This is a genomic window from Kitasatospora sp. NPDC096077, assembly GCF_040303245.1.
Taxonomy (GTDB): Bacteria; Actinomycetota; Actinomycetes; order Streptomycetales; family Streptomycetaceae; genus Kitasatospora.
On record NZ_JBEOSV010000023.1, the window covers coordinates 14,128 to 26,429 of the forward strand.

The 12,302-nt window shown below is 73.9% G+C and carries 16 protein-coding genes; 9 read left to right on the forward strand and 7 right to left on the reverse strand.

Annotated elements, in window-relative coordinates:
- Positions 1 to 57 precede the first annotated feature (57 nt).
- Positions 58 to 819 (forward strand): PP2C family protein-serine/threonine phosphatase, encoded by a 762-nt coding sequence (locus ABTZ03_RS20810; protein ID WP_350514506.1) that lies wholly within the window; start codon positions 58 to 60, stop codon positions 817 to 819.
- Positions 820 to 976: 157 nt separating this feature from the next.
- On the opposite strand, the gene ABTZ03_RS20815 is transcribed toward ABTZ03_RS20810, so the two are convergent.
- Positions 977 to 1,549, reverse strand: a complete 573-nt coding sequence (locus ABTZ03_RS20815; protein ID WP_350514507.1) for a DoxX family protein — start codon at positions 1,547 to 1,549, stop codon at positions 977 to 979.
- Between the two features lie 192 nt (positions 1,550 to 1,741).
- Here ABTZ03_RS20815 and ABTZ03_RS20820 point away from each other — a divergent pair, with 192 nt between their 5' ends.
- The gene (locus tag ABTZ03_RS20820; RefSeq protein ID WP_350514508.1) at positions 1,742 to 2,338 is read left to right on the forward strand and encodes a TIGR03086 family metal-binding protein; all 597 of its coding nucleotides are present in this window, start codon (positions 1,742 to 1,744) and stop codon (positions 2,336 to 2,338) included.
- Positions 2,339 to 2,438: 100 nt separating this feature from the next.
- On the forward strand, positions 2,439 to 2,927 hold the full coding sequence (locus tag ABTZ03_RS20825) for a hemerythrin domain-containing protein (RefSeq protein WP_350514509.1): 489 nt from the start codon (positions 2,439 to 2,441) through the stop codon (positions 2,925 to 2,927).
- Between the two features lie 29 nt (positions 2,928 to 2,956).
- Here ABTZ03_RS20825 and ABTZ03_RS20830 read toward each other — a convergent pair whose 3' ends face one another.
- Positions 2,957 to 3,745, reverse strand: a complete 789-nt coding sequence (locus ABTZ03_RS20830) for a VOC family protein (protein ID WP_350514510.1) — start codon at positions 3,743 to 3,745, stop codon at positions 2,957 to 2,959.
- A 121-nt stretch (positions 3,746 to 3,866) separates the two neighbouring features.
- Positions 3,867 to 4,448, reverse strand: coding sequence for a Uma2 family endonuclease (locus ABTZ03_RS20835; RefSeq protein WP_350514511.1), 582 nt, complete (start codon positions 4,446 to 4,448; stop codon positions 3,867 to 3,869).
- 218 nt (positions 4,449 to 4,666) lie between these two features.
- Here ABTZ03_RS20835 and ABTZ03_RS20840 point away from each other — a divergent pair, with 218 nt between their 5' ends.
- The 3 genes from ABTZ03_RS20840 to ABTZ03_RS20850 all read left to right on the forward strand — a co-directional run bounded on the left by ABTZ03_RS20840 (position 4,667) and on the right by ABTZ03_RS20850 (position 7,695).
- Entirely contained in the window at positions 4,667 to 5,347 is a 681-nt protein-coding gene (locus tag ABTZ03_RS20840) for a TetR/AcrR family transcriptional regulator (protein WP_350514512.1), read from the forward strand.
- A gap of 177 nt (positions 5,348 to 5,524) precedes the next feature.
- Positions 5,525 to 7,060, forward strand: coding sequence for an MFS transporter (locus ABTZ03_RS20845; protein WP_350514513.1), 1,536 nt, complete (start codon positions 5,525 to 5,527; stop codon positions 7,058 to 7,060).
- 194 nt (positions 7,061 to 7,254) lie between these two features.
- On the forward strand, positions 7,255 to 7,695 hold the full coding sequence (locus ABTZ03_RS20850; RefSeq protein WP_350514514.1) for a PPOX class F420-dependent oxidoreductase: 441 nt from the start codon (positions 7,255 to 7,257) through the stop codon (positions 7,693 to 7,695).
- Positions 7,696 to 7,783: 88 nt separating this feature from the next.
- Here the strand turns inward: ABTZ03_RS20850 and ABTZ03_RS20855 are convergent, their stop codons facing one another.
- Positions 7,784 to 7,987 carry a hypothetical protein gene (locus ABTZ03_RS20855; RefSeq protein WP_350514515.1) on the reverse strand — a complete coding sequence of 68 codons (204 nt, stop codon included), beginning with the start codon at positions 7,985 to 7,987 and terminating at the stop codon, positions 7,784 to 7,786.
- Complete coding sequence (locus ABTZ03_RS20860; RefSeq protein WP_350514516.1) at positions 7,984 to 8,253, reverse strand: DUF1876 domain-containing protein; 270 nt, start codon at positions 8,251 to 8,253, stop codon at positions 7,984 to 7,986. The genes ABTZ03_RS20855 and ABTZ03_RS20860 overlap by 4 nt, the downstream gene beginning before the upstream one ends.
- A gap of 202 nt (positions 8,254 to 8,455) precedes the next feature.
- On the opposite strand from ABTZ03_RS20860, the gene ABTZ03_RS20865 reads away from it, so the two are divergent.
- The 3 genes from ABTZ03_RS20865 to ABTZ03_RS20875 all read left to right on the forward strand — a co-directional run bounded on the left by ABTZ03_RS20865 (position 8,456) and on the right by ABTZ03_RS20875 (position 10,649).
- Positions 8,456 to 9,298, forward strand: coding sequence for a YndJ family protein (locus ABTZ03_RS20865; RefSeq protein ID WP_350514517.1), 843 nt, complete (start codon positions 8,456 to 8,458; stop codon positions 9,296 to 9,298).
- On the forward strand, positions 9,295 to 9,807 hold the full coding sequence (locus ABTZ03_RS20870) for a DUF1990 domain-containing protein (protein WP_350514518.1): 513 nt from the start codon (positions 9,295 to 9,297) through the stop codon (positions 9,805 to 9,807). Before ABTZ03_RS20865 ends, ABTZ03_RS20870 begins: the two co-directional genes overlap by 4 nt.
- Before the next feature lie 131 nt (positions 9,808 to 9,938).
- Positions 9,939 to 10,649 (forward strand): hypothetical protein, encoded by a 711-nt coding sequence (locus tag ABTZ03_RS20875; protein WP_350514519.1) that lies wholly within the window; start codon positions 9,939 to 9,941, stop codon positions 10,647 to 10,649.
- A 56-nt stretch (positions 10,650 to 10,705) separates the two neighbouring features.
- Here ABTZ03_RS20875 and ABTZ03_RS20880 read toward each other — a convergent pair whose 3' ends face one another.
- Together ABTZ03_RS20880 and ABTZ03_RS20885 are read right to left on the reverse strand one after the other, a co-directional pair.
- Positions 10,706 to 11,452: an anti-sigma factor family protein gene (locus ABTZ03_RS20880; RefSeq protein ID WP_350514520.1), complete on the reverse strand. Its 747-nt coding sequence runs from the start codon at positions 11,450 to 11,452 to the stop codon at positions 10,706 to 10,708.
- The gene (locus ABTZ03_RS20885; RefSeq protein WP_400927204.1) at positions 11,449 to 12,021 is read right to left on the reverse strand and encodes a sigma-70 family RNA polymerase sigma factor; all 573 of its coding nucleotides are present in this window, start codon (positions 12,019 to 12,021) and stop codon (positions 11,449 to 11,451) included. Before ABTZ03_RS20885 ends, ABTZ03_RS20880 begins: the two co-directional genes overlap by 4 nt.
- Positions 12,022 to 12,302: the final 281 nt, after the last annotated feature.

The following is a 12,302-nucleotide window of genomic DNA, read 5'->3' on the forward strand; positions in this document are numbered from 1 at the left end:
AGGTGGGGACGGCCGGGACCGACGACGGGGGCGAGCCCTCCGGAAAGGCGGCCGACGATGGCGCCGTACATCGCGGTGAGCGCACTCAGTCACGAGGGCCTGGTGCGGGAGCACAACGAGGACAGCCTCGCGGTCGGCCCGTGGACGCTCTGCGCCACGGTCACCACCAACCCGCAGACCCTGCTCTTCCCGCTCGGACCGCCCTGCGTGGTCGCGGTCGCCGACGGCCTGGGCGGCCACCCGGGCGGCGAGGTGGCCAGCACCCTGGTCGCCCGCCGGCTCGCGGCCGGCGGGAGCGGACTGGACGGCGAGGAGGCGGTCCGGGAGGAGCTGCAGGAGTGCAACCGGGCGGTGTACGCGGCCGCCGCCGGGGATCCCGGACTGGCCGCGATGGGCACCACGGTCGCCGGGCTGGTGCTGCTGCCGGGGCAGGCGGTGGTCTTCAACGTCGGCGACAGCCGGGTCTACCGGGTCACCGGGGACGGACTGCAGCGGGTCAGCGTGGACGACAGCCCGCCACCGCCGCCCGGACGGCGCACCACCTCGCTGGTCACCCAGACCCTGGGCGGCTCGCTCGGTCTCACCTTCGTGGAACCGCACGTACGGATCGCCCCGCTGGCCGCCGGCGACCGCTACCTGGTGTGCAGTGACGGGCTGACCGACCCGGTGCCCGAGGAGGAGCTGGCCGAACTGCTCGCCCGGACCCACGAGAGCCCCGAACGGGCGGACGGGAAGGCCGCCTTCGAGCTGTGGAAGGCGGCGGTCGAGGCGGGCGGACCGGACAACATCACCCTGGCGCTGGTGCGGATCGGCGAGTAGCGGCGGGCGGGCGACGCGGGGCGGTCGGCATCGATCGGTCGGCGCAGGGCAGTCGGCGCCGGACAGTCGGCGCCGGGAACGCCGGAAGCCGTGCTGACGGTGCGTCAACACGGCTTCCGGGCAAGAACGTTCGGTTCCGGCTGACTGCGGCGGCGTGTTACTTGCGCAGCAGCAGGATCACCCCGGCCGTCGCCAGGCCGACCACCACCGCGGCCGCACCGTACGCCAGGCGGTGCGCCTTCAGCACCGGCAGGAAGCGGTCCACCGCGTAGCGGCCCGGGCCGGTCAGCGCGAGGGCGGCGGCGCCCGCCGTCAGCAGCAGCTCGTACTCGTTGCCCTTCGGGGCGAAGAAGCCGCCGCCCCAGGTGACGGCGATCGCGTTGACCATCGTGCCGACGATCGCGGCGCCCGCGAGCGGGGTCAACAGGCCGACGGCGAGGCCGAGTCCGCCGAGGACCTCGGTGAGGCCGGCGACCACGGCCATGGCGTTGCCCGCCGGGTAGCCGCTCATGGTGAAGAACTGACCGGTGCCGTCGATCCCGCCGCCCCCGAACCAGCCGAACAGCTTCTGGCTGCCGTGCGCGGCCATGGTCAGGCCGAGGGCCAGGCGCAGGAGCAGGAGTCCGGCGTCGTAGGCGTGCGGGGAGGTGGTGGCGGACCCAGCGCCCTGCCGGGCGGGGCGGACGGTGGAACTGGTGGCGGCGGTCGTGCTCGGGCTGCTGCTCGGCATGCGCGTCTCCATCGATCGGGATCGGTCGTAGGGCTGTGAACGGTGCTGCGGCCGGGCCGGGTGTGGTGTCCCGCACCTATTGTTCAAATTTGAACCGGCCGCTCCTCGACCGTACCTTGGAGTTCGAATTTGAACAACTGACGGCCCGTGAGCGACTCGCGCACCCCGCCACGACCGGGGCAGGGTGGAGACATGGCTCAACGCAGGCAGCACCAGCGGGCCACCCGGCCCGGCACCCCGTACCCCGAGGCACTCGCCGCCTTCACCGAACGGGTCCGGCTGGTCACGCCCGGGCAGTGGGACTCCCCCACCCCGTGCGCCGACTGGTCGGTCCGCGAACTGGTCAACCACCTCGCCGGCGAGCAGCTCTGGGCACCCGAACTGCTGATGGGCGCCACCGTCTCCGAGGTCGGCACCCGCTTCGACGGCGACGTGCTCGGCGACGACCCGGTCGGAGCCTGGACGGACGCCGCCGACGCCGCCCGACGGGCCTGGGAGGTGCCCGGCGCCACCGAGCTCACCGTCCACCTCTCCTTCGGCGACGTCTCCGGGCAGTACTACCTGGACCAGCTCACCACCGACCTGGTCATCCACAGCTGGGACCTCGCCGAGGGCATCGGGGCCCGCACCCGGCTCCCGGCGGAACTGGTCGACTTCGCACTCGGCGAGTTCACCGGCTACGGCGACCTCTCCGGCAGCGGGCTGTTCGACCCGCCACTGCCCGTCCCCGAGGACGCGGCGCCGCAGACCCGGCTGCTGGCCCTCACCGGACGGCGGGACGGCGGCTGAACCCGGGGCCGGGACGGCCGGGGCGAGGTTCTCGACGGCGGCGCCGGATACTGGACAGTACGGGGGCGAGTCCTGATCCCGGACGAGAGGCGGCCGCGCCATGAGCCGCAGGCCCGACATCCTCGGAGAGTTCACCGCCGACCACAAGGCGGTCACCGAACTGCTCGACCGGGTCGAGGCGGCACCGGCCGGCTCGGCCGAGCGCGCCGAGCTGGTGACCCGGCTGACCGACCTGCTGTTCACCCACTGCGCCGCCGAGGAGGAACACCTCTTCCCGCTCGTCCAGCACGACGTGCCCGACGGCGGGGCGCTGGTGTTCAGCAGCATCCACGACCACCTGGCGATCGGGCAGTATCTCGCCGACCTCCAGGGACTCGGCCCGGACGACCCCGCCTTCGACACCCTGCTCGGCGGCCTCGCCGGCACCCTCCGGCGGCACCTGACCGGCGAGGAGAAGGTGCTCTTCCCGGCCGCCCGCAAGGCCGTGCCCGCCGCCGCCCGGGCCGCGCTCGGCGAACGGCTGCGGGCCGAGCGCGCGGAACCCGGGCGGCCCGAGCCCGGGCAGCCGGAGCCCGGGCAGCCGGACTGACCGCGTAGGTCGGCGCCCGGCCGCGCGAATCAGTGCTTGGGGCTGATCACCGCGAACCGGGCGCCCTCACGGTCCCGCAGCCGGGCCACCCGGCCGTACGGGGAGTCGAAGACCGGACCGACCGCCGCCCCGCCCAGCTCCAGCGCCCGGGCCAGTGCCCGGTCGGCGTCCTGGACGGCGAAGGAGATCTCCCAGTGCGGCGGCGGGCCGGCCGGGCCGGCGGCCTGCTCCTTGGCCAGCGCCGCGACGCTGTGCCCCTCCGCGCGCAGCACCACCCGGTCGTGCTCCCAGCGGGTCTCGAAGCGCTCCGGGTCCCGGCCGTCCCAGCGGAACACCTCGCCGTAGAACAGCGCGGCCGCGAACGGATCCGGGGTGCGCAGCTCGATCCAGACCGGGGCGCCCGGCAGGTCCAGCTTCCGGGCCCGGCCCAGCGGGCCCTCCCAGATGCCGAACACCGCCCCGGCCGGGTCCGCCGCGAAGGCCACCCGCCCGGCGTCGAAGGCCAGCGGGCCGACCGCCAGGGTCGCGCCGCGCTCGCGCACCGCGTCGGCGGCGGCGTCGGCGCTCTCCGTCCCGAAGTAGCTCGTCCAGGCCAGCGGCACCGCCCCGAGGCCCGCCACGCCGAGCCCGGCCACCGCCTCCCCGCCGGTCACCGCGTGCACGTACGGACCGAAGCGCTCCGGCCCGGGCTCGAACCCCCACCCCAGCAGCGGGCCGTAGAACTCCTTGGCGGCATCCAGGTCCCGGGCCATCAGGCTCACCCAGCACGGAACGGCCGCCACGCAGCGCACCCGGGCGGTCGTCTCCTCGCTGCCCATCGCGATCCTCCTCGCCCACCCGGCCGCCGGGCCCCTCCCGACTCCCACGACCCACCGGCCGCCCGGGACGCCCACAGCCTAGGCCGACAGAGGGAGCCGCCCGGGGAAGACATGGCCGGGCTCAGCGCACCCAGTTCTTCAGCGGCTCGGTGTCGAGCGAGATCCCGACCGGCTCGGGGAGGTGGACGGTCCTGCCGAACGGGAGGGTCCGTACGCTCTCGTACCGGACGCCGTCGGGCTGGCTGTGGACGACGACCTCGGCGGAGTCCCGGTCGATCAGCAGGTAGACCGGGATGCCGGTCTCGGCGTAGGCCCGGGGCTTCTCGACGCGGTCCCGACGTTCGGTGTCGGAATCGTAGGAGGTCACCTCGACGACCATCAGTGCTCCGTCGGCACTCGCCCACTCCCCCTGGCTCCCGAACGTGCCAGTGGGTGCGAGCGTGCCATCAGGACGCGCATGGCCGTTGCGGTAGGTCTGGACCTTCAGCCCTTGGTCGTAGAGCCACAGCTCAGGACGCGACTGGATGCAGATTCGCATCAACCACTCGATGATCAGGCCGTGATCGCCGTCCGGCACGGGCTTGACCCCCAGCTTCCCGTTGATGAACTCCGGCCGGACGCCTTCGGCGGTCCGCGCCAGAGCGTGCGCGAGGTCCTCGAACTGCTCGGGCAGCATCTGCGGGCGGTCGGAGATCGCAGTCACGGGATTTGCTCCTTCGCCTTGGCACCCGCCGGGGCAACGAGTACAGCGGCGAGTGGTTACGGGGCATCCAGCTTCGACGATAGTCGCCTCGACCGACTTCGCCCATGATGTGACACAGGTCACATCAGGGGCGGAAATTCCGGGGACGGATTCCCCGTTTCCGAGTACGTTGGCAGAAGCGGGGAGAATTTCCCCGGTATCCTGGAGGAGCAGTCGTCATGACCACCGTCGCCGCCGAGTCGGCCCGTTCCGCGGGGAGTGTGCGCACGCCGAAGTTGCGTGCGGACGCCAGCCGGAACCGGGAGCGGATCGTGTTGGCGGCCCGGGACGCGTTCGTCGAGCACGGTGCCGAGGTGCCGCTGGACGAGATCGCGAAGCGGGCGGGGGTCGGCAACGCCACGTTGTACCGGAACTTCCCGGACCGGACGAAGCTGATCCAGGAAGTGGCCCTGCTCGTCAAGAACCGCATCCTGGCCCTCGCCGAGACGGCGACGGCCGAGGCCGACGCGGGTGTCGGCGGCGGTCCGTTCGAGGCTCTGCAGCGGTTCGTGCACGCGACCGTGGCGGAGAAGGTCGGCGGGCTCTGCGCCGTCTTCACCAGCACCGTCGACCCGGACGATCCGGAGCTGACCGAGACGCGGGAGCGCCTGCGGGCCGCCGTGAGCGGACTGATGGAGCGCGCCCGGGCCACGGGCGAACTCCGGGCCGACGTCGACCACGGCGACCTGTTCGTCGCGATCAGCCAGCTGAGCCGCCCGCTGCCGGGCACCTCCTGCCGGCTGCTCGACGACTTCGTCCACCGCCACCTGCAGCTGTTCCTGGACGGCCTGCGCGCACCGGCCCCTTCGGTGCTGCCCGGCCGGGCAGCGACCTTCGAGGACTTCCGTCCCCGGCACTGACCGACCACCTGGACCCGACACCACTGATCCGACCCACCGACACCCCGCCCGCGCGCCACTGACCGGCGCCGAGCCCGGACGCGTTCGCGCGCCCTCGCACCCCGTACGGCAACCTGCCGTTCCCGTACGGCAGTTGACCGTTCTCGCACACCTCACGCACGTGAAATGGGTACCCCCATGTCTCAAACCGACTCCCGATCGGCGACCCAGCCGGATCCGCGGCGCTGGAAGGCGCTGATCTTCATCGGGCTCGCCCAGCTGATGGTCGTCCTGGACGCCACCATCGTGAACATCGCCCTGCCGTCCGCCCAGACGGACCTGGGCATATCCGACGGCAACCGGCAATGGGTGATCACCGCCTACGCGCTGGCCTTCGGCGGCCTGCTGCTGTTCGGCGGCCGGATCGCGGACCTGTGGGGCCGCAAGCGGACCTTCATCGTCGGTCTGACCGGCTTCGCCCTCGCCTCGGCGCTCGGCGGCGCCGCGGTGAACACCACGATGCTGCTCGGCGCCCGCGCCCTGCAGGGCGTGTTCGGCGCCCTGCTCGCGCCGGCCGCGCTGTCGCTGCTCGCGGTGACCTTCACCGAGGCCAAGGAGCGCGCCAAGGCCTTCGGCATCTACGGTGCGATCGCCGGTGGCGGTGGCGCCATCGGTCTGATCCTCGGCGGCTTCCTGACCGAGTACATGAACTGGCGCTGGACCTTCTTCGTCAACATCCCGTTCGCCGTCGTGGCCATCACCGGCGCGGTGCTGGTGATCAGCGAGCCCGCCGGGAGCCGCAACCGCAACAAGCTGGACATCCCCGGCGTGATCCTGGTGACCACCGGTCTGGTCTCCCTGGTGTACGGCTTCACCCGCGCCGAGTCCAGCGGCTGGACGGCCGCCAGCACCCTGGGGCTGTTCGCCGCCGCCGTCGTGCTGCTGACCGCCTTCGTGATCGTGGAGCGCACCGTCGCCGCCCCGCTGCTGCCGCTGCGCGTGGTGCTGAACCGCAACCGCGGTGGGGTGTACATGTCGCTGGGCATGGCCGTGATCGGCATGTTCGGTCTGTTCCTCTTCCTGACCTACTACCTGCAGGTCGTGCGCGGTTACAGCCCGGTGCTGACCGGTGTGGCCTTCCTGCCGATGGTGGCGGGCATGATCACCGGTTCCACCCAGATCGGCGCCCGACTGATGACCCGGGTCCCGGCGCGCTACCTGATGGCGCCCGGCTTCCTGACCGCCTCGGTGGGCATGTTCCTGCTGACCCACATCGGCCTGGACACCTCCTACCCGGCGCTGATCCTGCCGGGCCTGGTCCTGATGGGCCTCGGCATGGGCACCGCCTTCATGCCGGCCATGAGCCTGGCCACCCACGGCGTCGAGCCGCGGGACGCGGGCGTGGCCTCGGCCATGGTCAACACCTCGCAGCAGGTCGGCGGCGCCATCGGCACCGCGCTGCTGAACACCATCGCGGCCAGCGCCACCACCAGCTGGCTGACCTCGCACGGCAAGGCGCTGGCCACCGCCGCCTCGCCGGAGGCCGCCAAGGCCCTGCAGTTCCAGGGCATGGTGCACGGCTTCACGACCGCGATCTGGGTGTCCTTCGGGATCCTGGTGGCGGCCGCCGCCGTGGCCTTCACCTTCATCAACGCCGGCCACCCCGGCGCGACGGGTGCGGGTGCCGGTTCCGACGCGGCGAAGAACGACGAGGTGCCGGTGCTGGTGCACTGAGCCCCGCCCGTTCCAGGTTCGTGAGGGTGCGTACGCGGCCCGTCCGGTGTCTTCCAGGACACCGGGCGGGCCGCTCGCCGTTTCCGGCCGCCCGCCGCGTTCCTGATCGCGCACGAGCGGCCGCACCCCCCTCGAACCGCCGCCCGCGGTGGATGAGAATGGAATGGCCCGCCCCCCGCCAGAGGGAGGAGATCATGCTCGACCGAAGCGACCGGCTCGCCGACAGCAGATACCTGCTGCTGACCACCTTCGGCGACGACGGCAGCCGGCTGGACTCGCAGCTCTGGGTGGTCGAGGACGGCCCGGCACTCGGCCTCTGGGCCCCCGCCCACTCCGGCGAGGCCGAACGGATCCGCCGCCACCCCCGGGTGCTGATCGGCCCCTGCGACGCCCACGGGCGCCCGACCGGCCACCGGTTCCCGGCCCGCGCACGGCTCTGCGACCCCGACGCCACGGCGCGCTACCGCACCTCGCTGATCAACAAGTACGGCCTGACGGCGCTGATCGTGCTGGCCCGCAGCCGCTTCCGGGTCGGGCTGGCCGGGACGGTGGGGATCCGGATCACGCTGAACGAGCTGGAGCAGCGGCTGCTCGGGCCGGAGTGGCGACCGCCGGCCACGTACTGCGTCAACTGAGCCCCCTCGGGAAGCGGTCGGCCCCGCCGCGGGCCGGGACCCGTGCGAACGGGTCCCGGGCCGCGATCGGCTCGTGCCCGGGGCCCGCTCAGGTCCCGTCGTCCGGCGCCACGGCCAGGTCCCCCGGCTCGCAGGCCTCCCGGCCGGTCCCCACGTGCACCACCTTGACCGCCCGTTCGGGACCGCCGGGGACCACCTGCTGCTCGTGTCCGCAGCGGGGGCAGATCAGCGGGATGCGCGGGCGGTTCGGGTCCCGTCCGGCCTGGTCGCCGTGCGGGTGCGGGGCGGTCACGAGAGCGGGTGGGTCGGGATCGGGCTGACCTCCTGGATCTCGCCGTGGGCCTTGGTGAGCAGCTGCGAGGCGAGTTCGTTGAGCGCGCGGGCCCCGGCGATCTCCTCGCCGACCCGCAGCTGTTCCGGATCGGAGGGGTGGCGGCTGCTGTAGCCGTGGGCGCGCAGTTCGCTCCCGTCGCCGAGCCGGAGCAGGGCGGCGGCGGTCGTCCTGGCGCCGTCCTCGCGGAACTCCATCTCGATGTGCCAACCGACCAGAGTCTGCATGGCGGATCACCTCCATCGGTTACTCCTCCAGAGTGCGCCGCACCCAGCGTGAACACCAGGCCAGCCGGAGCGAGGGAAGTTGAACGCGTTCAACTCCGCCGGGTAGAGTCGGCGGCGAGCGTTCATTTGAACGCGTTCAAGACTCTGTGTGCCGCGCGTACGGAAGTGTGTGCGCCGCGCGTACGGAAGGGGGTGCGCCCGCATGGACGCAGGCACGACGGAACTGGTGAACCTGCTGGTCCTGCTCGGCATGGGCGCCGTACTGCCGCTCGGACTGGCCCTGGTCGACGAACCCGGGCTCGCCCGGATCCGCCGGCTCTGGCCGCTCGCCGCCGTCCCCGGGGCGCTCTCGCTCTGGCTGCCGCGCGGCGGCCTCGCCACCGGCGCCGCCGTCGTCTACGCGCTCGGCACCCTCGCGGTGGCCCTCCAGGCGCCCCGGCGACTGGCCCGGACCCGCTCGCTCGCCCCCGCCGAGATCGCCGTGCTCACCGCACTGGCCGCCCCCTCGGTCGCCGGGGTCGCGCTGGTCGCCGAACGCTCCGGCTACCCGCTGTTCGGCTTCGAACCGCACATCCTGGCGCTGACCGTCCCGCACTTCCACTACGCCGGCTTCACCGCCGCCCTGGTCGCCGGACTGGTCTGCCGGGCCTGCGACCCGGCCTGCGGCGCGGCCCGCTGCGCGGCGCTCAGCGTCCCGGCGGGCACCCTGCTGGTGCTCGCCGGGTACTTCCTCGGCAACTGGTGGCAGTTCGCCGGAGCCGTCGTGCTGAGCACCGGGATGTGGCTGGTCGGCCTGATCAGCTGGCGCGAACTGCGCCCCCGCACGGCGGACCGGACCACCGCCCGGCTGCTCGCCGCCTCCTCGGCCGTCCTGGCGCTCACCATGCTGCTCGCCCTCTGGTGGGCGCTCGGCCGGGCCGCCGGCCTCCCCCACCCCACCCTGACCTGGATGGCCGCCACCCACGGCCTCGGCAACGCGCTCGGCTTCGCCCTCTGCGCACTCCTCGCCTGGCGCCGGATCACCACCCCGGAGGTGTCGCGATGAACGACTACAGCTACCCCGAGCTGGGCGCCAGTCGCACCGGCCAACTCCCTTCCGGCTACCGCCACTTGCAGCACCGGACAGCGATCGGCCACGGCCGCGCCGCCCTCGACGTCGCCGCGGCCGCCCTGCTCGGCTGGCGGATGCACCGGCTGGCCGGCGTCCGGATCGCGGCGGAGGCCGAACGGGCGGCCCCGGGACTCGCGGTGCGCTGCGGCCTGGGGCTCGGACCGCTCCGGGCGAGTGCGCCCAACCGGGTGCTCGCCGTCGACGACGGCCCCGACCGGTACGGCTTCACGTACGGGACCAGGCACGGCCACCTGGCCCGGGGCGAGGAGACCTTCCGGCTCGAAGCGGCACCGGACGGAACGGTCTGGTTCACCGTCACCGCGTTCAGCCGCCCGGTCAGCTGGTGGGCCCGGCTGGCCGGCCCGCTGCTCCCGCTCGCCCAGCGCGCCTTCGCCCGGCGCTGCGGGCGGGTGCTCGCCTCGATCGCCGCCGACGCGGCCTGAATCCGCTGGCCGGGCCGGACGGGCGTCCGGCATCATCGCCGGATGACGACGACGCAGCAGCCGGTCCCGGGGATCCACGCCCCCGCCGACGCCGCCGCTCCGGCCCCGGTACCGGCCCCGGCGGCCGCGCGGTGACCAGCTTCCTCACCCACCGGGCCCGGGTGCACGACGCCGGCCTCCCGCCGTACCGGCGGCACAGCGCGCTGCGCACCTGTCTGACCGAGTTCGCCCCGTACGGGCTGCGGGCCACCTACCACCACCTCACCGTCTCCGCCCGGCTGCCCCGGCGGCTGGAGGCCGACCCGGAGTCACTGGTGCGGGCGGTCGAGGAGCTGCACGAGGCACGGCAGTTGTGGCGGGCCCGGCTCCGGGAGTACCAGGCGCAGCGGCGGGCGGAGAAGCGGGCCGGGCGGCGCACACCGTCGACCACGGCGTGGTGGGACCGGCCGCGGTGGAGTTCGCCCGACCTCGCCTGGGCCCAGGACCCCTTCCTGCACCCGCGGTTGAGCCTGCCCGACTACGTCCGGCGGCAGAACGCGCTGATGGACGGCGCCGAGCTGCCGGGCTGCCCGGCCTGCGGGGAGGAGGGGCCGGTGGTGCGGCTGTCCACCGCGCCCCACCGGGCCGGGCTGTGCCGCTCCTGCGCGCGGGTCCTGGTGCCCTGTCCGTGCGGGCGGAGGCACACCTTCGAGCCGGAGCGGCGGGTCGGCTGGAGCCGGACGTGGCGGCGGGAGCACATGACCGGCACCGGGGAGCCGAATCCGCACTGGCCGGCCCACCTGGGCACGGCCCGGATCGAGCGGCTGGTCACGTACGAATCGCCGCACCCGCCGTTCTGCTGAGCCGGGCCCCGGGCGAGTCGGGCCCCGTGGCCCGTGTGAGTCGGGCCCCGTGTGAGTCAGGCCCCGTGCACGGGGACGGAGACCAGCAGGGCGCCGGTGCCCTGGACCCGCACCTCGAAGTGGTCGATGTCGCCGGGCTGGAGGGCCGCGCCGCCGGTGGTGTGCAGCGCGTGCTGGTCGGGCGGCTCGCCGTAACCGGCGGCCGGGACGCTCCAGGTGGTGACGGTCTGGCGCTGGCCGCCGTGCGAGACGGCGACCAGGCGGCAGGTCAGCGGGCCCTGGACGTCGGAGAGGTTGAGGCTGATCTGGCTGCCCCAGCTCCGGGCGTCGACGCCGACCACGGCCTTGGCGCCGGTGGTCGGGTCGGTGGCGGTGAACTGCTGGGAGACGGCGACCACGGCCGGGGTGGAGTCGGCGGCGATCACCGCGGCCGTGACCACCGGGCCCGCCGCGACCATCGCGGTCGCGGCCAGGGCCAGCGCCAACCGCCGTACCCGGAGCCGCCGGCGGCCGGCCGTGACCTCGGCGATCAGCCGGCCCAGCAGCCGCCGGTCCGGTTCCGGCACCGGCTCGGCCGGGTCCAGTCCGGCGGCCGCGACGGCCGCCACGTAGTCGGCCAGCAGCACCTCGACGAAACCGAGTCGGTCCACCTGCTCGACGCACTCCGGGCAGTCCGCCAGGTGCTGTTCGAAGGCGGCGTGCTCGGCCGGCTCCAGCATGCCGAGGACGTACGCACCGGCGTCCGTGTGCTGCGGGCCGCAGGGCACGCCGGACCCGGGGGCGGTGGCGGGCCGGTCGGTCACGATGTCACTCCCCGTTCCTCCAGTGCGATCCTGAGCGAGCGCAGTGCGTAGAACACCCGCGACCGGACGGTCCCGGCCGGGATGCCGAGTTCGGCGGCCGCCTCCTTCGCGGTGCGGCCCTTGAGGAAGGTTTCGACGAGGACTTCACGGTGGGCGGGCGAGAGGTCGGCGAGCGCGTCGGCGACGGTCATCGTCCGGAGCGAGCGTTCGATGTCGTCCTCGCCGGGCAGCTGCTCCAGGACCGCCGCGTCCACCTCCTGCGGGCGGGCCAGGGCGCTGCGGTGGTCGTCGATCACGATCCGGCGGGCGACGGTCACCAGCCACGGCCGCAGCGAGCCGCCGTGCGAGTCGAGCCGGTGGATGTTGCGCCAGGCCCGGACCAGGGTCTCCTGGACGACGTCCTCGGCGCGCTGGCGGTCCCCCGCGACCAGGTGGAGCACGAAGCCGAACAGCGGACCGGCATGCTCGCGGTACAGGGCCCGCATCAGATCCTCGTCCGCGGCCCCCGTGCCGTGTGCGGCCTTGCCGCCGACGGGGTGCTCCTCGGTCACGATCTCATCGTTGCGCACCCTGGCCTCCCCGGCGAGGGCGGCGGTCGGGGCCGGCGGCCGCCGGGCACCGGTCGCGCCCGCGCCGTCCGGCTGCTCGGGCGGCCGGGGCGCGGCGCGGCTACCGTTGCAGTAGGACTCCGCGGGATCGTCCCGGTCGGCGAGGCGGTGCGGCGCGGCGGCCCGGCACGTGCGGGGTGTGCGGGTGTGCTGCGCATGGCGCCTCCCGCTTCGGCGAGCGGACGGGACATCCTTCTGTACGGACGGTGGCGGCCGTGTGCTCAACCCGGGGACGAGCCGGA